This window comes from Bradyrhizobium sp. USDA 327 (assembly GCF_041262065.1).
In the GTDB taxonomy this organism is placed as follows: domain Bacteria; phylum Pseudomonadota; class Alphaproteobacteria; order Rhizobiales; family Xanthobacteraceae; genus Bradyrhizobium; species Bradyrhizobium liaoningense.
In genome coordinates this window covers 477,059-494,179 of record NZ_JBGCCW010000001.1, presented here as the reverse complement: position 1 = coordinate 494,179, position 17,121 = coordinate 477,059, and the positions used below count along the sequence as shown (strand labels likewise).

At 57.3% G+C, this 17,121-nt stretch carries 13 protein-coding genes; 6 read left to right on the top strand and 7 right to left on the bottom strand.

Going from position 1 to position 17,121, the window contains the following annotated elements; genetic code table 11:
* Positions 1 to 282: 282 nt before the first annotated feature.
* Positions 283 to 516: a hypothetical protein gene (locus tag ABIA42_RS02150; protein WP_014497799.1), complete on the bottom strand. Its 234-nt coding sequence runs from the start codon at positions 514 to 516 to the stop codon at positions 283 to 285.
* Between the two features lie 1,196 nt (positions 517 to 1,712).
* Here ABIA42_RS02150 and trpD point away from each other — a divergent pair.
* The 6 genes from trpD to ABIA42_RS02120 all read left to right on the top strand — a co-directional run bounded on the left by trpD (position 1,713) and on the right by ABIA42_RS02120 (position 7,336).
* Positions 1,713 to 2,726 (top strand): anthranilate phosphoribosyltransferase, encoded by a 1,014-nt coding sequence (gene trpD / locus ABIA42_RS02145; RefSeq protein ID WP_014497800.1) that lies wholly within the window; start codon positions 1,713 to 1,715, stop codon positions 2,724 to 2,726.
* 239 nt (positions 2,727 to 2,965) lie between these two features.
* Complete coding sequence (locus ABIA42_RS02140; protein ID WP_014497801.1) at positions 2,966 to 3,151, top strand: hypothetical protein; 186 nt, start codon at positions 2,966 to 2,968, stop codon at positions 3,149 to 3,151.
* 872 nt (positions 3,152 to 4,023) lie between these two features.
* On the top strand, positions 4,024 to 4,284 hold the full coding sequence (locus ABIA42_RS02135) for a hypothetical protein (protein WP_133415003.1): 261 nt from the start codon (positions 4,024 to 4,026) through the stop codon (positions 4,282 to 4,284).
* A 140-nt stretch (positions 4,285 to 4,424) separates the two neighbouring features.
* Positions 4,425 to 5,060 carry a hypothetical protein gene (locus ABIA42_RS02130; RefSeq protein ID WP_223153701.1) on the top strand — a complete coding sequence of 212 codons (636 nt, stop codon included), beginning with the start codon at positions 4,425 to 4,427 and terminating at the stop codon, positions 5,058 to 5,060.
* A gap of 172 nt (positions 5,061 to 5,232) precedes the next feature.
* A complete protein-coding gene (locus ABIA42_RS02125; RefSeq protein ID WP_370157111.1) occupies positions 5,233 to 6,399 on the top strand; it encodes a peptide ligase PGM1-related protein in 1,167 nt (388 codons plus the stop codon).
* A 469-nt stretch (positions 6,400 to 6,868) separates the two neighbouring features.
* On the top strand, positions 6,869 to 7,336 hold the full coding sequence (locus ABIA42_RS02120; RefSeq protein WP_018647484.1) for a hypothetical protein: 468 nt from the start codon (positions 6,869 to 6,871) through the stop codon (positions 7,334 to 7,336).
* Between the two features lie 543 nt (positions 7,337 to 7,879).
* On the opposite strand, the gene ABIA42_RS02115 is transcribed toward ABIA42_RS02120, so the two are convergent.
* The 6 genes from ABIA42_RS02115 to ABIA42_RS02090 all read right to left on the bottom strand — a co-directional run bounded on the left by ABIA42_RS02115 (position 7,880) and on the right by ABIA42_RS02090 (position 16,976).
* On the bottom strand, positions 7,880 to 8,557 hold the full coding sequence (locus ABIA42_RS02115; protein WP_014497804.1) for a 2OG-Fe(II) oxygenase: 678 nt from the start codon (positions 8,555 to 8,557) through the stop codon (positions 7,880 to 7,882).
* Entirely contained in the window at positions 8,542 to 9,693 is a 1,152-nt protein-coding gene (locus tag ABIA42_RS02110; RefSeq protein WP_014497805.1) for a GFA family protein, read from the bottom strand. Before ABIA42_RS02110 ends, ABIA42_RS02115 begins: the two co-directional genes overlap by 16 nt.
* Before the next feature lie 1,212 nt (positions 9,694 to 10,905).
* Positions 10,906 to 11,772, bottom strand: coding sequence for an electron transfer flavoprotein subunit beta/FixA family protein (locus ABIA42_RS02105; protein ID WP_095424420.1), 867 nt, complete (start codon positions 11,770 to 11,772; stop codon positions 10,906 to 10,908).
* A gap of 517 nt (positions 11,773 to 12,289) precedes the next feature.
* Complete coding sequence (nifA, locus tag ABIA42_RS02100) at positions 12,290 to 14,038, bottom strand: nif-specific transcriptional activator NifA (protein ID WP_014497807.1); 1,749 nt, start codon at positions 14,036 to 14,038, stop codon at positions 12,290 to 12,292.
* Positions 14,039 to 14,298: 260 nt separating this feature from the next.
* Positions 14,299 to 15,135, bottom strand: a complete 837-nt coding sequence (locus ABIA42_RS02095) for an SDR family NAD(P)-dependent oxidoreductase (protein ID WP_095424421.1) — start codon at positions 15,133 to 15,135, stop codon at positions 14,299 to 14,301.
* A gap of 728 nt (positions 15,136 to 15,863) precedes the next feature.
* Positions 15,864 to 16,976 (bottom strand): nodulation protein NodZ, encoded by a 1,113-nt coding sequence (locus ABIA42_RS02090; protein ID WP_011084832.1) that lies wholly within the window; start codon positions 16,974 to 16,976, stop codon positions 15,864 to 15,866.
* Positions 16,977 to 17,121 lie beyond the last annotated feature (145 nt).

Sequence of the window (17,121 nt, the reverse complement as noted above, 5' to 3'; positions counted from 1 at the left end):
GGCGCAACGGATTGACTGCAAGTGAGAACTGGTACTCCGCATTACCGTTATGTGAAAGCTAGCTTTCGAGAAGCTGACGAAGCAAAGAGACCTGAAGGAACGTTGGGCAAGCGGCCGGCTCCGCCCTCACGTCCTATGGCATAGGACGGCCCGGCCGCCTCGCTCCTCGCTCCCGCAACGCTCGGAGCAGGCGGGATTGACTTGCTTGTTGAGCGATATCAGCCTCGCCCTTGGGTTGGGTATAGTTCAAAAGGCTGAAGCCTTGATTGGCCGTAGCAGCGCTTACAGCTCTTGCTCAGGCCACGTATCGTCCTCATTTTTGCGCATCCGCCACACGAGGGCGCGCTGCGCTAACTTGTCGTATTCGAAGGCAATCTTAAGCAACCTGTCTTTTGCTTTCCCGTCAACGAGCGCTGCCGCCTTCTTTCGCGTTGCTTGCGCGCGGCCTCGCCAGTGATCGGGTTGGTAGAGTTTGCTTTTCGGATTCATGCCGAGAGCATGCAATTCGTAGATCAAACAATTGCGACACCTACGCTCCGTATCATCACGTAGGAGCGACGCTCGTGGCTCGGCTGCCGAAGCGGTCGATCCCTAGTCCACAGCCCCCGACAGCTTTAGACCATCGGTCTTATGAAGAGACTTTGAATCGCATGCATCGTTAGATTGTACGAGTTGGGACAAGTGGGGATCACCACTGAGAGCCAGGGGATTCCTGACATCACGACATTTGCGAATGCTTCAAATATGTACGCTAGCCCAGGACGACGAAATAGAGAGCCTAACACCATCCGGTGCAGGCCTACCCCCGATTCATCGAATGTCATTCCCGGCGGATGACGGGCTCCGTACAATGAGAACCGCAAAGTAGAATAACGAGCTTGCCGACAGCCAGCTAAGCAGATCCGCAGCTTTCCGGTTGGCAGATGATGCGCTCCGCACACAGCAAGAACAAAACGTCACCCCACCCGAATTGAAGGAATGTTATGATTCAGAAACAACGAACTAAGTTGGCTTCGGACCTCGGACTTCGCTACGGCGCCATCGCTCTTGGCCTGGCAATGACAACGGTCATGCTCGCGCCAGCCAACGCGCTTGATCAAGCGCCGACCGCAGAGGAGAAAGAGGCCTGTATGGAAGACGTGTTACGCCTTTGTAGTAGTCACATACCAGATCGCTTTGCTATCACTGTCTGCCTCAGATCCAAGCAAGATCGCCTCAGTCAGCAATGCCGATACGTGATCTCCGGGCGGGACATCGGCAATCAGAGCAGCAGATCGAAGTGAAGGTGCTACGACTTGTCCGCCCGGCTCCTTACCAGAAGTCGTCCCAGCTCACGTGCAGCACATCGCACGAAGGTTAACCGGCGGCCCCCGCCACGGCGGCGCCGGAAGCCAAAAGCCTTGTGACCCTCCTAATATCGCCGGCAAGCAGGCTCGAGACGACGCTATTGTTCTGGTATCAAGCGACTGCAGTCCTCTGACCAGCCGCCGGCGTCCTATCTAGGGCACCATCGAATGGAGAGGGCTTGACCCTCACGTAGCGTCAGGTTGTAGCGTCGCCACAGATGCTCACGTTTCATCTGTCGGCCGCCTGTTGGACAAGTGCGGCATAGCGAGTGCGAATAGACAGGCAGCTGCAACAAGGCACTCGGCTGCAAAGACGTCTGGCTGAACGGTCGCAGCTCAGATTGGACAAGGGACGTGCACAGTTCGATGGAACCGCTCAAGTCGATCATCGCGAAAGTTGCCACGGGCGCCATACTGACGCGCGAGGAGGCTGCGTCAGCGTTCGACAGCATGATGTCGGGTGACGCAACTCCCTCGCAGATCGGTGGCTTGTTGATTGGGATGAGAGTCCGCGGCGAAACAGTCGAAGAAGTCACCGGCGCCGCGTCCGCAATGCGGAATTTAATGCCCAAGGTGGAAATGCAATGCGACCCCATCGATATCACTGGTGCGAGCGACGGGGCGATGCGTCCGCTCAACGTATCGACGTGCGCTTCCTTCATCGTCGCCGGGGCCGGCGTTCCTGTCGCCAAGTATGTTAACCGCGCTGCGACTTTGCGTTCAAGCACCGCAGACGTGTTGGCGAGTCTAGGCGTAAAGGTCGATCTCAAGCCTGATGCGATCGCACGTTGTGTGCACGAAGCCGGCATTGGCTTCATGTTTGCGTCAGCCGGCTATCCTGCGATGCAGCGCATCAGCCAGATCCGAAGCGTGCTTGGAACCCACACAATGTTCAATCTAATCGAGGCTTTGTCTAATCCGGCCGGCGTCAAGCGGCAGATCCTTGGAGTTTTCGCTCGCAAATGGGTGCAGCCATTGGCGTACGTCTTGAAGAACCTGGGTGCCGATTCGGTATGGGTTGTTCATGGCTCGGACGGGCTCGATGAAATATCCCTCGCCGGGACAAGCTTTGTTGCTGCGGTCGAGGCCGGTACAGTCCGCACGTTCGAAGTGACGCCGGAAGAAGCCGGGCTCCCCCGCTACCGCGCCGATGCGCTGGAGAGCTGTGATTGCGAGTCTCATGCCATTGCGTTAGAGAAAGTGCTCGACGGCCTCCCAGGCCCTTTTCGTGATGCCGCACTTTTGAACGCGGCGGCGGCACTGGTGGTGGCCGGTCGTGCCTCGAACCTACAGCAAGGCGTGGCACTTGGCCAAGAATCACTTGATCACGGCGCTGCAGCCGCCCGGCTGACTCGCTTGATTGCGGTTTCAAACGCCTAAAGCTGAGCTGGCTGAGGCTCGACTAATGCGATCAAGAGTGCAGCTTACGTGCGCAAGAATATTGCAGCTGCAAATGCGCGCCACTTCTGCGGAATTTGAGTGAGCGCCGCTGACGAAACAACTCGCGCTGAGCAGGTGTCCGACAGCCACCCCTTTGCCGACTAGAGGCTGTTCTCGGCCCGGTTGCTGAGGTGAGGACCCGCGGCGCAACGTGCGTTACGCGCCAAAGGAGACAATGGATGATGCCCTGGCAGAGGATGGAAACACTGGGAACGATCGCAACAATAGAACACATCATCCGGAAGTTTCGGGAATTGATCGATACAGATAGCTCCATCCCGCCAGAGCTGCGGCGTGCGCTGCACGATACCCTGGATGAGCATCTTTTCGAGGCAAAACGACGTGTTCTGCTGAGAGCGCATTAGGTGCGCCGTTGCCGCCTACATGCCGAGAGACTGGCAGGCCAGCGTGGCGCTTTACGCAAACGCCAAAAACACTTGCCAAGCTTGGCTTCGATATCTCGCCTTCTCAGACTGACCGCCGATGGTGATTCCCGCATACGCCCCCTGAGCAACTCCAAATTTCGCCGGAAGCGAGCGGCGACGTGCGTTGGGTACGCCGCCGACGCGTTCGCTGGATCTCTCCTCAATGGCCCTCATTAACTGGGGCTCGCCCCCCTCACGGCGGCGCTACATGTTCGCGATAGCCCCTTGGGGGACTGCTTGGGCCAGCATTACCTTGGTCACGTTTTCATAGGCCGCAAAAAAGGGGCTTGAATCTGACGTAACGTTAAATCGTACGCTCTCGGGCGTGGCACCTATCGTGTGAGGGACTGCGAATGCCTCAGCTGGTCATATCCGCTGACCGATGGCCGGTCATGCTCCTCATTGTCTATAGTCCCTCGCTCGGGAGGGCTGTGCAGCGAGTTCCGATCGCGGCGCCAGAGCTCGCACGTAGCTCTAAATGGTTCGGCATTTCTGATCCTGACAATATGGCCGCCGGCGGCCACTTCGCCACGGGAGCCGATAAGGTCAGAATTGATCGACGTGGAAGTCTATCGGAAGCGCTTAGGTGGCGCCCGCTTCCTGAAGCTGCTCGTCTCGCGCAGCAACGCACAAAACTCAGTTCGCCGAACCCGCCACCTTCAAGCTCCTTTCCGCACCTGGCAAGGCGTTTCGACCGTGCAAGGTTTGGCAGATGGTGAGCCCGCGCGGGTTTCGACGAGTGGCCCGCGCGGGCGACTCCGCGTGACCAGCGCGGCATCGGAAGAAATTGTTTGGCAGGCTGGAGCAGCAAGTTGAAAGACCGCGATGGCCTTAAGAAGGTCCTGTTAGTTCATCATGTTGAAGGCCAGTGCCGTTGCATCATCGGTTTCAAAGATGGAGATATGAGAGCGGCCTATATGTGCGGCGAGCCTGTATATCAAAAACGCGGCAAGAAGACCTCTTCGTGGTGTGCCGATCATTACCGGAAGATGCACACCGCAGCTGAGCAGAGCGGAGTGATCGATCGATCGGCAGATTTCCCTCGAGCGATATCCATCGTTCGCACCCCATGACAGCCATTAAAAGAAGGCTTCCGCCAAGACCGTGTGAGCACAGCCTGTACAAGCGCCAGCCGAAGCATATGACCGGGGCCTCGTCAGGATTTGGGGGGCCGTTGCGGGTGGCGCAAACAGAATGCGCGGACCTGACACGCATGAATAGCAAGCTGAATTTTTCCACCCCGGCCGAGGGAAGCGCTACCTATACCTTTGACAAGACCGCGATTCATTTCGAACGGAAGCCGTCCAGCTATGTCATCCTCAATCGATACATTGAGCGGATCGCTCGCGCCTTGGAGAGCCAGTTTGGTGCCCTGAGAGGAGCCCGACTCGAGATCCCCAGCCTCGCCGGCGACAATGGACACTGCGAGGCCGATGGATCTATTCCGCTTCACCGCGGCAAAACAACTCTCGATTATTTCAAGCGAGAATATCTTTCCAGCAAGAATAGAGCGAGTGCTTACGGAACATCCAAATGTAGCCGAATGCTGGTCGGTCGAGCCGTTGCTCGATGGGAAGACGCACCCGCCGCTTATGTGACCAAGCGGCGGCGACTGCCGGATCGAGGCGCAAGCGCTGATCGCCCATGTTTGGTCAGAGCCCGTTTATCGGGCTCTGCGAGATCATTTCATACGCGGCCGAGCCATAAATTGAGATCGGCAGATTCGAGGCGGGCCGTTCTCTCCCGCTGCATCGCAGGTGACATCGAGATGGCGCAAATTCTCCCCTCTCCCAGAGCCTTGCCACGGCATGGCAACGACTTCGTGGTTGCCATGACGATCCCATCCTGATCACGACCAGATGTCCGGAGGTCGAGAATGCCGCGAATCCTGATTATGAATGCCGGTACGCCTCAGATGTCGGGCGCCCACCTAACAAAAGCTCAACTTTCGCTGGCCCGCCAACTCGGCATTTCGTTCAGCGTGGTTTGCTCAGGAGGGCGACCTGATAGTCTCTCCGGTAGTGATCCCGGCCGATCTGTTATCCTTCATTGGCGGAACGCTCAATTTCCATTCATCGGCTCTTCGCCTGCTTGTACCTGCGAGCCGCCAATCGACAATCCTCGATGATTGTACGTTACTGTCCAAAACTGTTGTCGAGCGGCTCAAAAGACATATTCGCCAGAAATCAGACTGGCAATTGTATCCCTGCTACTCTACTGAAGGCGTCGCACGCTTGGCGGCCATTCTAGGCATACCGAAGACCGGTGACGACTTCGCTTTGCAGCGCGGGCCTGATCTGTTGAATCGCAAGAGCCACTTCCGTCAATTGGCAACAAGCGTTGCACTTCCGCTCCCCCATGGATCAGTCGCGACAGACCCAAATGGACTGTTCAAAGCCGTCACCTCCCTCAAATCCGAGACCGGCACGGTCATTGTAAAGTTGGATAATGGAGCTGGTGGAGTTGGAAACGTCATCCTGACCAGCAATAAGAGCGATCCGCTACCTGGAGCCAGAGATACTCGGTGGGTTTCGTGGCCGTCGTTTGATCCCGAAGCATTGTGGTCTGAGATGACAACAGCCTCGTGTAAGACGCTGGTCGTGGAATCGTACCACTTGGCCCGATCTTTATTCTATCTCGAGTATACAATCCAGGATGATGCATCAATCGCTTTTGTCAATAGTGGAAGCATACGTCTGCGTAAAAGCGCAGACCGATCCGAAAGAGCTCTGATCCGGACGGGACTTGAGCTTCCAAGCGACTTGGAGGAAGAGCAATTGTTAGCTGCCCAGGCCCATGCCTACCGTTTTGTGGCACTCGCGCGAGACCTGGGGTATCGCGGAATGATCAACATCGACGCCATTTTCGCACAAGACGGGCGGTTGCTGTTCAATGAAGCGAACGGCCGCTGGGGTGGCGGCTCGGTGTTACACAACATTGCCGTCCGGCTGCTAGGCGTCGACTATTTCGGCTGTAACGTTATTTTATCTGTGAGAAATGTGCGATCAGCATCCTTCCGGGCGGCGCATGATCGTCTCGTCAAGGATGGACTTATATTCGACCACACACGTAAGGAGGGCGTGATCCCGCTTGCTGCCGATGAAAAGGCTGGCACTGTGGAGTGCGTTGTGATTGCGCCGAACAGGCCCGCGGCCCACGATCAGCAACACCGACTATTGAAGTCGTAGCAAACATCGTCAGCCGCTCAATTCATCGCTTCGAAGCCTGGGATACACCATCGCGCACCGGGAACGCGCGCCTCCCTTCCTTCACGTGGCGACGAAGGTGCCCCAATCACCGAGCAAGCTTTGGTCGGACGATGAATGGTGGCCCTATGAGAGTGCTCTTGTTCGTCCCGGACGAGACCAGCGGTGCGCCGAAGCTTGTACAGCGACGAGCGTCATGGCGTAAGGCTGCCAGCGCAGTTGCCGACCCCAAAAGCTAATCGCATTGCACGTCCTGCTTGGCCGATTTGCGACGCCTACGTTGAAACTCGACAATACGATGGGCGATTGCACTCGCTGGCTTGGGTTTATGCGAGTTTCACTATGAAATAAGCGGCCCCAAAAGACCGCACTTTGCCGGCACGTAAATTGCTGCATAGGAGCAGGAGTTGCCGCAAAGAACGCGGCCGCAGCAGCTATCTTCGGAGCCCCAATGAGGCTGATCCGATTGATCTTGTTCGACTTGGCTTTGATTCTGCTTGCATCTGGAGTTGCAAAAGCCATGAATGTGGCCGCTGGCGCAAGTTCCGCATTTGTCAGGCAGACTGCTCTGCGCGAGGTGGCACCGAGCTCCAAGCATGGTGGTCCCTACTACAGCCAAACGCCGCTCGTTCCCGGGCAGCCGCCGGACAACCCCGGTCGGGACCAGCTGGCTGACAATTCCGCGGGGATGCAACCCAGCTTTGGATGTGTGGTCCGTGAGTCCCGACGCCCGACTAGCTATATCTTCGATAGCACTGAGAGGCTCAATCTCCCGCCCCGTGTGATGCCGTCGATCTGCAATCCTATCGCCTCGCCTCTCAGCCTCCTACCTGCGGGCAGCGGAATGGTCATCATGGCCTTTGCGACCACTCTCCTCGTGATTGTGGTGATTGTGGTGGAAATATTCGGCCCATTGTAACGGCGTGAGGCCCCAACCGCTCCCCTTTCGGCGCCCGCGATACAGCTCGGCATGAGCGGATCCGTGGAGGAGGAACGATGGCAAATACCATGCTCGAGCCAGTAGCAAGGTGATCGTCGCGTCGAGGTGATCACTGGGATCGTCGCCGACGATGGACGGGCGAGGAAAAGGCCCGGATCGGGGCGCAGAGCTTGGAGTAACAATGACACGACCAAAGCGATCACTTCATCGCCACAGCCAAGCCCTAGATCCACAGGCTTGTGCTGGCCTGCCTGCTGGATCATCTCGCCAAGCGCGTCCACGAACTCACGCCCGGAATTGGTAACCTCAGAACGTCGCTCATGCCCCATGAGCGAGGTCGGCCATCCGCTCAAGACGCCCAACTAGGGGCCGTCACCGGACGCGTACGATCAATGTAAGCCATCGCTTGCGACCAGACTCGTGTCGGACCTCACGAAGGACCCGCAAGATGGGAAAGCCATCAATTCCCCGGAGAGCTCGCTCAGCCCACGATTTGCAGAGACCCATACCAGGCGCGGCACGCTAGGGCCGAGCGTTAGAACCCTCGATGATCCGGCGGTTCACGCCGCTGCGTTTTGAACAGAAGTATACGAGGGATCGGCGCTCCCCGCTTGATACCGGCTTTACCTCATGCCGGACCTTACAGGTTGTGACAAGCACAGCGCCAAATGGCGGCCGGAATACGTGTTGTTCGTACCCGGTTGGATATACCACGAATTCACCGCCGTCGAAGTCTCTCGCTAGCTGCACAATCACCGAGTACTCGAAATCCGGATCACTCGCCGCATCCAAATGAATGCCGATAAAGGACCCCGGCGGCATACGATGCATCTGGCATCGGCGAACCACGTAATCTGCGGATGCTCCGAAGATCTTTCTTAGCGCGAAGCTGCGATCTCTACTTTCGAGCAGCTCCATGATCTGACCCGAAGCAGTACCACTCACGTTGCTAGGCGCGTGGCCGGGCGGGTCTACCCTCACGCGCTGGACAAAGACGCTGTGCAAGTCGCCCGCATCTCCCTCCCGCACTTCTTCTTCCGGAATCTCAGCCTGCAGCTGATCGATCCTGGCTATGTCGTCTTGAGTGAATAACATTTGCGGGGCGATTACGACGGACCCCTTTACTAGCAGCTCAATCCGGTACTTTGTCAGGACTTCTTCTGAAAGAAGACAGGATTTATCTTTCATTGCGCGCGCCATTCGAGCTCACTCCTTTGATCTTCGAAGCATGACTCCGGGTCCTGCTGCATTGACAGGAATGCTTGCTCCCAATGCGCGCCATCGAACTCAGATATTCTTAAGTGCTCGATGGTCTTTCTATCCAGACATCGGATATTTACGCTGTACCCGGAGGGATTCGACCTCGGCCTATAGAATGGCTTTACGCCACAAAGCCGGCAAAACGTGTGCCGCGCAATATTCTTGTTGAACTGGTATGTCGTGAGGAACTCTTCGCCGCACTCGATGCGCAGCTTATCGCCAGGTACGAGCAAGTGGACAAATCCAGACATTTGACAAATTGAGCAATTGCATCGAACTGCAGAGAGCTCTCGAGGTGCATTGACGTAGAATTTGATAGCGCCGCAATGACAACGGCCATGATGTTGCATCTCGGAGTGATCATCTCCCGTACGCGCCGCCGTTCCGAGCAGATCGCGACACCACTGGACGCTGAGCCGATAGGCTCGGCCGAATTCATTCAAAAAGCGATCATTAAGGCCAGGCTGCACAAGTTCACCAATCAGCCGGCCTGTCATTTCTCCGTGGTACTTCTCCGCGGGATCTTCTCCGCCGACATGGCCGCGAAAATACTCAAGATCGTCCGGCCGCGCCTTGAAGGTTTTGACCAGAGTGGTCCACAGCGACTGGATCATGTCTGCAGCATGGAGCTCAAAGGCGACCATGTAGGCGCAACGAACCAGGGGGTCTTTCGATGACAATCCGGCATAGAGAGAATGCAGGTACTGCTTCGTCCTGTCGCTATAGTTGGGCCTTATCGCTCTGCCGAGTAGTCGTGCAGCATCCTTTCTCAAGAGGTTGGAGTGAAAGTTTTCTGTCAAAAGAATATCGGGCAACGCCGCCTTGCCGCCCCGGAGAATCCCGCCATGGCCACCGGTCTCATCCCAGCAGATAAAATTCGCGACCACGCTGGTCAGTTCAATGTCCCTCCCAATGTCCCGATTTTGATGCATTGCATCGAATATGAGGTCCCTTTGCGACCCTGCCTGCAGGTACGGGAACGCCTGTGACATCGCTAGGTATTCAGGCAGCAGGCTGGCGACCTGGTCTCCGGACATCTGGGAGGCGAACGGATGCGGGCCGAACAAGGCTCGCACTCGCTCAGTCAAGTACTCGCAGGATAACTTCGGAGGCTGATCCGGTGCAAATCGAGACGCTTGAGATATCATTTGACTCCCTGCAGATGAGAAGCGAAACGGTCCTTGACGAAGCTACCTTCATGTCCGGGCCGACTATTGACCGCGCTGAGTTCATTGGCTTCAAAGGGCCTAATGTTGCGTTCACCTTTCACGCAAACTTTTGTCGTTCTCCTGGCCACGGCAGATTGCGGTCTTCTCTGTCCTGGTCATGCGCATCGAAGGGACTTCGTTCATTGAGGGAGCGGCGAGGATCCGGTTGGCTTCCAGTCCAGCAGCAATCCGATGCCGCAATGGCAGCCACGGCGAGCATGCGCGCGGAGAATCGTCTTGGATACTTCGCCGCGCATGCCATTCTGATGCTAATGCCGCATGCGCGAATGACACGCCTAGTCGCGCGGTGCAGCTTTGGCTGCCTGAGCAAATGAATGAAGCCCTCGCGGTTGCTGCTGCCGCCATTTCATCGAACCGCTGTCAACTTGGTACAGCATTGTAAAATCCAATTCGTGCCTACCGACCTCACAGGGCCTCAGGTCGTTCGTGGCATGCCGCTCGCCTGTTCTTCGCATTCGCGGTTACCCCCTCTTAATTTTTACTGGCTAACAGCAACCATCATGCCAACTCTTGAATTTGCTCCGTCAGATTCCGAAGAAGCTGGTATAACACTTGTGACCTATCCTCATAGCAAGTGCATAGCACTTGAGAGGCTGCGCACCGCCGTCAGGAACGAAACAGCGGCTGTTCACATACACACGGCTGCTGAATTGGCGGATTGCTTCAAAGGCGCCGCATAGGTTGGCTTTGCTCCTTAAAGCCAGCGACAGGGCTTTGGACGTGCAGACGGCAGCGCTAGCATGGTGACCCGGGTTGCTGACGTATTCCGTCTTTGCTCGCGACCGGTACGGAGGAAGCAATGGTCTTCCACGGTCGAACACGACAAAACGGAAGATCTGAAATATGCGCAGGCCTGTTTGGCCGTGCCCCGGCAATCCTGGGCGGCTCCGGACTCGATCGTAGCGATAACGTGCTCTACGGAACATGCGGCCTCAGCCGATGGCGAGATCGACGGATGGCATAGCAAAACTCTTATGGTAGCTTACCGCGTTGCACAACGACATGTTGCGCTCTCATCGACTCGGGTGCGAGCGTTGATACATTTCTTGGAGCGCGTTGCTAACATTGCCCGGACAGTCCAGATCGGGCGTCACGAGCAAGTGTCGCCAGATCGGTTTCGAGCTTCGGTTGATTCAAGAAGATTGCGTCTATTAGCGCCTGCGCCGGCTGCTCGGCGGACTCAACCAGCGCCGCCCTCTCGGCCCGCGCAGGGGGAGCGAACACACGTTTGACGACAGTCGGCGAGCCCTTGAGCCCACATTTGGAGATGTCTTCGACACCTGCATCTTGCGCGCTCCATTTCACGATTTTGGCTCGCGCGGCACGCAAGGCATCCGCCATCGCGCCTCGCCGAATCTGATTCGTCGCCTCAAGCATGGTGATGAGGCAGGGCAACCTAGTGTGCAGAACCTGCACACCGCCTTCCGAGCGCCGCTCCGCTTCAATTGTTTCATTGGCGACGTCCACGGATCTGACCTTCGCAACGTAAGTTAGCTGCCCTACGCCCAGTCGCTTCGCGATGCCAGGACCAACCTGCGCTGTATCGCCGTCGATGGTCTGCTTTCCCGTGAAGATGAGGTTTGCCGGACCATATTCCTTGCCAATTTTCCGGATCGCTGTTGCAAGCGCATACGTAGTGGCCAGCGTATCCGAGCCCGCAAAGCAGCGATCAGTAAGTTGGACGGCGCGATCAGCACCATAAGTCAGCGCCTTTCGCAACGACTCCTCTGCCGATGGCGGCCCCATGGTAAGCACGGTAATTTCGCCACCGAACCGATCGCGCAGCCCCAGCGCGGCCTCGAGCGCGAATAGGTCATACGGGTTGATGATGGTCGGCACTCCCTGACGCATGATTGTATTGGTCACGGGGTGCACGCGGATCTGCGCCGAGTCCGGAACTTGCTTGATGCAGACAATATTATGCAAGGTGTTGCTCCTAAAGTTACGTCAGTTGGGAAGAGAACAGCAAGTCTTGTACCATCCCCGCCGCTTGGGACCGCTCGCTGTCACAAGGCTTAACACCGGGTAGTGCGCCCTCTCTACCCCGCGCTTCCTGAAAGGGATGCCGGCACAAAGCAGGCTCGGACAGCGCTGTTTCGCAGCACCACGCTGGCAAGTGGCGGCGGGACTGCTTGCGGATTGACTGCCGCTAATCCCCTGCAGGCCCGGACCGGTCGAGGGTCATTAAGCATTGCGTTCGCCAATCCGGCTTGATTGAGATAAGGATGATAGCTCTTTGCATTTCGAGCAACCGGCGGTTCGCGATTGTGCGACTCGCAAGTGAGGCTCTCCGCCCCATCTGTCGCTGAATAGTTGAGCCCTTCTCGGGGTCGTGGCAAGCCGACGCCCCCGGCGGTCCATTCCCCTCAGATTGCTAGATTAACTACGCGGACCGTCTTCACTTATCGATTTGGCGGAATCAGTCCAGGCCGATGCGGGGCGCTCAGAACCGCTTTATCTCGATTCCGTATTTCCTCAGCGCGTAGCCGACTTGGCGCGGGGTTAGCCCGAGTAGGCGCGCTGCCTTGGCCTGCACCCAGCCAGACTTTTCCATAGCCGCAACGACCCGCTCGCGATCAGCCATTCTCGCACCACTAACGAGAACTGTGCCGGAAGGTGCCAATGAGCCCGGTTCGCAGACAGCCTGCGGCGGAGGGGCCGTTTCAGCCAGCGGGATGATGGACTTTGCAGGCACCGGTTGCATCGGTGCCGCCGGGTCTGTCTTGCCATACGATGTGCTTTTCCAAAGCGTCGTGGAAAGGCATTGGCCTTGGCTGCATGCAAAGTCACTTCTTACAATCGATGTTCCGGCACTGAGTGTCGCGGTCCGCTCGATGCAGTTCTCGAGTTCGCGGACATTTCCCGGAAATTTACAGCTCATCAGTACATCGATCGCACTCGCCTCCAGAGTAAGAGAGCGGCCGTTCTCGCTGTTAAACTTTCTGAGGAACTCTCTTGCGAGCAGCGGAATATCACTGCGTCTTTCGCGAAGCGGCGGCAACAACAAGGGAACTACGCTAATACGATAGTAGAGGTCCGCGCGGAATTCGCTCCTTGCCACAGCCTCTTCAAGGTTCCTGTTGGTCGCAGCTATCACCCGAACATCGACTTTAATCGTGTGATTGCTGCCGACGCGCTCGAACTCCTGCTCTTGCAGAACTCGCAGCAACTTCGCCTGGAACGGAGGTGAGATCTCTCCGATCTCGTCAAGAAATAGCGTCCCTTTGTCAGCAAGCTCGAAGCGCCCCTTGCGGGCGCTGACAGCACCGGTAAAGGCACCTTTCTCATGGCCAAACAATTCCGATTCCAGGACCGTCTCGGGGAGCGCCGCGCAATTCAGCTTAACGAACGGCCGCTTAGCACGAACGGACGACTCGTGAATGGCCTTGGCTACCAGCTCCTTCCCGGTACCGGATTCGCCACGCAGCAGAACCGTGCTGTTTGATCTGGCTACAACGACAATCTTCTCAAGCAGTGCGCTCAGCGCCGGGCTGTCGCCAATGATCCCGTGTGCCTGAAGCTGCTTGCGCTCGCGAGCGGGCGGCCCACGATCAACTGTCTGTTTCTCTAGCCGGTCCTTGTCCACCAACGATTGTTCGCGATCGCCGGCGAACAAGCGATGTAACTTGATCGTTTGTCCTATCACGTTCGCGACCATGGCGAGCAGCCGCGCATCGTACTCGAGAAGACTTGAACTGCCTTCCGGGATACGGTCGATCGTCAGCGTACCAACGACCGTCGAATCAACGCGAATCGGGACCCCGATGAACGCTACCGGTATACTATCAGAGGCGCCGAGAACCTCCCGGTCGGCAGCGCTGAAGGCCGTCTCGGCGGCTACATTCTCGACCATAAGAGACCTGCCTGTCGCTACGATCTCGTGGATTGCTTTCTGCGGCACGCACGTCCGGTAACGTTCGTCAGTGCCTTCGCTCCAGCCGGCGCCAACTGTAAGTTCTGGAACGCCGTCATCGTTGAACAGCGAGACGAGGCCGTGTCGCATCTGCACAAACGATTGCAGAAGACCGAGAACGTTGGCCAAGGTGACTTCGAGCCGGCCGGGAGCATTTAGTATTTTCGATATTTCGTAGATGCCGGCCAGCGCGCTCTCATGCGACGGCTCCCCCGGGGGGGCACGCTCCGGTTCCGGCTGCGAGGCAGGTCTTTCGCTCGAGGAGGGGATATGCAGCATAAGCCTGTCTCCGTTTCCTTGATCATCCTCCCTGGACCCATGTCCGGATTGGCGAGGTTCGTTTTGCATGTCACTCTCGATCTAGCGCCAAGTGTTGACGAGATGACATCGAACCGTGACACTTTTTCATGGCTTCATGGCACGACAGTAAACTTGCCGTGTGCCTTCGATTCATTTTCTGTTGATTGTATGCGCGTGGTCAGCGGAGAACGTGAGTCCGTTGGGAAGCTCAAGTCAGCTTCGCCGCCGGGCCGGCCGCTTCACAGATGCTGGCCACCGTTGATCGGCACCTCGGCACCCGTAACATAGCTCGCCGCATCCGAGCATAGGAATAAGATGACCTTGGCCACTTCGTCCGGAGTACCCACTCTGCGCAGCGGGATACTTGCCACGACGCGCGCTTCCGCGTCGGGCGACAGCATGTCGGTCCTGATTTCGCCGGGCGCGATCGCATTGACGCGAATGCCATGCGGCGCATAGTCGTGGGCCAATTCGCGTGTGAGGCTCGCAAGCGCAGCTTTCGAGGTCGCATAGGCGCTACCGGCGAATGGGTGCACCCGCGAGCCCGCGATTGAAGTCACATTCACGATCGATCCTGACGCGGCTCTTAGCTCATCAAACAAACCCTGCGCCAGCAGGATCGGAGCCACCAGATTAAGATGAAAGACCCTCATCCAGGTATCGGTTGAGGTGGTCAACGATGTCATCCGATCGCCTGTGGGCGTTTTCGGCGACACACCCGCATTATTCACCAGCGCGTGCAAGGGCGCACCGGCCAAGCGTTTCTTAACCTCGGTGATTGCGCGCGGCAGCATTCGATGATCGCCGAGGTCGACCTGGAAATGATCGTCATTCCCAGCCTCCCAGGGGCATCGCTCGCCGTCGAACGGTTGGCGTGCGCAAGAAATGATGCGCCAGCCTGCCTCCGAGAATAGCTTGGCAGTGGCATGGCCAATTCCGCGCGATGCGCCGGTGAGTAACATCACCTTCGGTTCTCCACGATCAACGCGCGCATTAACGGCGTCAACGAGGCGATCCAAATGTGCTTCGGGCAGCGGACCTCGGATCAGATTGTCATTTGGCAGATCGAGACCCACGGCCGCCTCCTCTACTTTTGCGCCCGCGCACGCGTAGCAGGATTTGCGCCACTGCGATGTACGTAAATGCGCTTCCGTTTTGCGTCCTAATGTCGCGCACGCGGAATGCTTGGCGCATTCAAGACAGCGGAGGTGAGCTTTCTGACAGCGATGGTGACTCTGCTACGTAAGTTCGCGAGCACTCGCCCGCTTCATGAAAGGGCTACCCAGCCCGCGTTCGCTTTCACGATCGCACAACCGTACGAGCCTGCGGCTGGCCGGCGCCTCTCGTCGAAGTCGAAAAATGCCCGGGGATAACGGCCACGGCCATTAGCCGCCCCAACATAAAACTGATGTACCAAGCTTGCACGTTAGATTCGTCGGCGGCCACTTTTGATCTATCGCGCCATGCTCTGAGCGGCACTGGATTTCGCGGCGCTAGTTCCAAGCATGAGCTGGCGAGCTGAAATGTTCATCCGTGATTGAGCGTTGTTTAGCTTCCGTCTGCGGCCCGCCCGAAGCGAAGACGAAGGCGTGCTCCTTCTGTAAAACGCAGCGGCACTTTAGGGCCGTTGTTGTCGAAGCCGCGCCTTAGCCGAACGCATTCGGCCGCGGCTTCGTTCTCTTCGCCCCTGGAACGTTGCGGCAATGACAGCCCGCGGGCCAGAAAATCGTCGCCCGGAGAAGAACTTCCACGGCTATCGGACGTAAAGAGCGGCGGTGAGATCGATCACGCGGGTTTGCGACTTTCACGAAGCCATAAGCGCTTGCGAGTTGTCTTCAATCAGGATCAACCGGCCCGGATCGTTCAAATCGAATTCTATAACGCGTGGGGCGAAAAGACGCGCATAGCGCGTAAAAGCGCTCGTTGGCGGAAAACGGATCACCGTGTCGCAGCGGGCAAGGAGATACATCTCGGTGAGGGCAGAAAAGCCGCCTTCAGCTCCGAGGGCGGGATGGTGCAATGGGCCCGCTTGAGGCGCCTGGAACTGCTTTGGAATCGCGAAGACATCGGGAAATTTAACCGAAACCTGCTCGAGGACGAGCGCACTGTCCGTGCACAGGAACGCCCTCACAGGTTTTGCGTGGGATAAACTCCTGGCCTCATCAATGGCATTGTAGATCTGCCGCAAGGCGCGCTCCGTGTCCGCCCAGTAAGGGGCATGCCCCATAATATCTTCGCCATTGCCATGCCGGACATGAATGCCGATTACGCTGTACGGCTCAAAGTGCTCGCGGTAGATAGCATCAATCCGGGCCTGAATTTCAGGCCGCGGCTTAATACTCCGGAAGATTTCGCGTTCCGCTTCCTGATCGCAGCGCCACATCAGGCAGGCATCACACACAACCGTGTTAGCGTCACTATCTCTCTGACTTTGGAACAGTTGATCGAGTTGATCGCGTTCCCTGAAAATCTGCTCGTCCGGTCGATAGATGCAATCGAAAGATGGCTTGTTCCACCATGTTGGAAAGAATGGTCCTGGAAACGAACGCGTATTGATGTCGTCATCGCAAATTACTCGCACTCCGCCAATGTCTTCAACCGGTTCGAAGAAGACTGGAAAGGCATTGGTGAATGGTTCATCAAGATAACAAGATCCCCGCCAATCAATGGCTAGCGTCCGTCCTGTCTGCTTTGCAAATCGCCAGGCTGCCGCGAGTGACCACAGACAGTCGCCAAACCCCGTACGTCGCCGGGACACTACGAACCGATCATTGCTCGAACCGCTAACCATCTGCCTTGCCTTTTCGCGCGCTCCTGGTTGGACAAGAGACGTCAGTACAGACGTCTCGCGTATCTTCTCGCCCGGCGTCACGGCCTGAAATCGCGGTGCCGGCGAGCTGCATCGGTAGAACTTCATAGCAGGGCTATCCGTGACGGGCCGCGTTCTCTCAATACGATCGTCCTTTCTTCAACGGTGTTGCATCGACCTGCCCGAAGCCCGATGCCCGATGCCCCGCTCTGCATCGGATGGCCTGGTCCCCTCACATGCACGCATGGGCGTG

Excerpts from the sequence above, each read along its gene's own strand:
- trpD (WP_014497800.1), top strand. The coding sequence starts at position 1,713 with ATGGAACCGCTCAAGTCGATCATCGCGAAAGTTGCCACGGGCGCCATA.
- ABIA42_RS02140 (WP_014497801.1), top strand. The coding sequence starts at position 2,966 with ATGATGCCCTGGCAGAGGATGGAAACACTGGGAACGATCGCAACAATA.
- ABIA42_RS02130 (WP_223153701.1), top strand. The coding sequence starts at position 4,425 with ATGAATAGCAAGCTGAATTTTTCCACCCCGGCCGAGGGAAGCGCTACC.
- ABIA42_RS02120 (WP_018647484.1), top strand. The coding sequence starts at position 6,869 with ATGAGGCTGATCCGATTGATCTTGTTCGACTTGGCTTTGATTCTGCTT.
- ABIA42_RS02115 (WP_014497804.1), bottom strand. The coding sequence starts at position 8,557 with ATGGCGCGCGCAATGAAAGATAAATCCTGTCTTCTTTCAGAAGAAGTC.
- nifA (WP_014497807.1), bottom strand. The coding sequence starts at position 14,038 with ATGCTGCATATCCCCTCCTCGAGCGAAAGACCTGCCTCGCAGCCGGAA.
- ABIA42_RS02090 (WP_011084832.1), bottom strand. The coding sequence starts at position 16,976 with ATGAAGTTCTACCGATGCAGCTCGCCGGCACCGCGATTTCAGGCCGTG.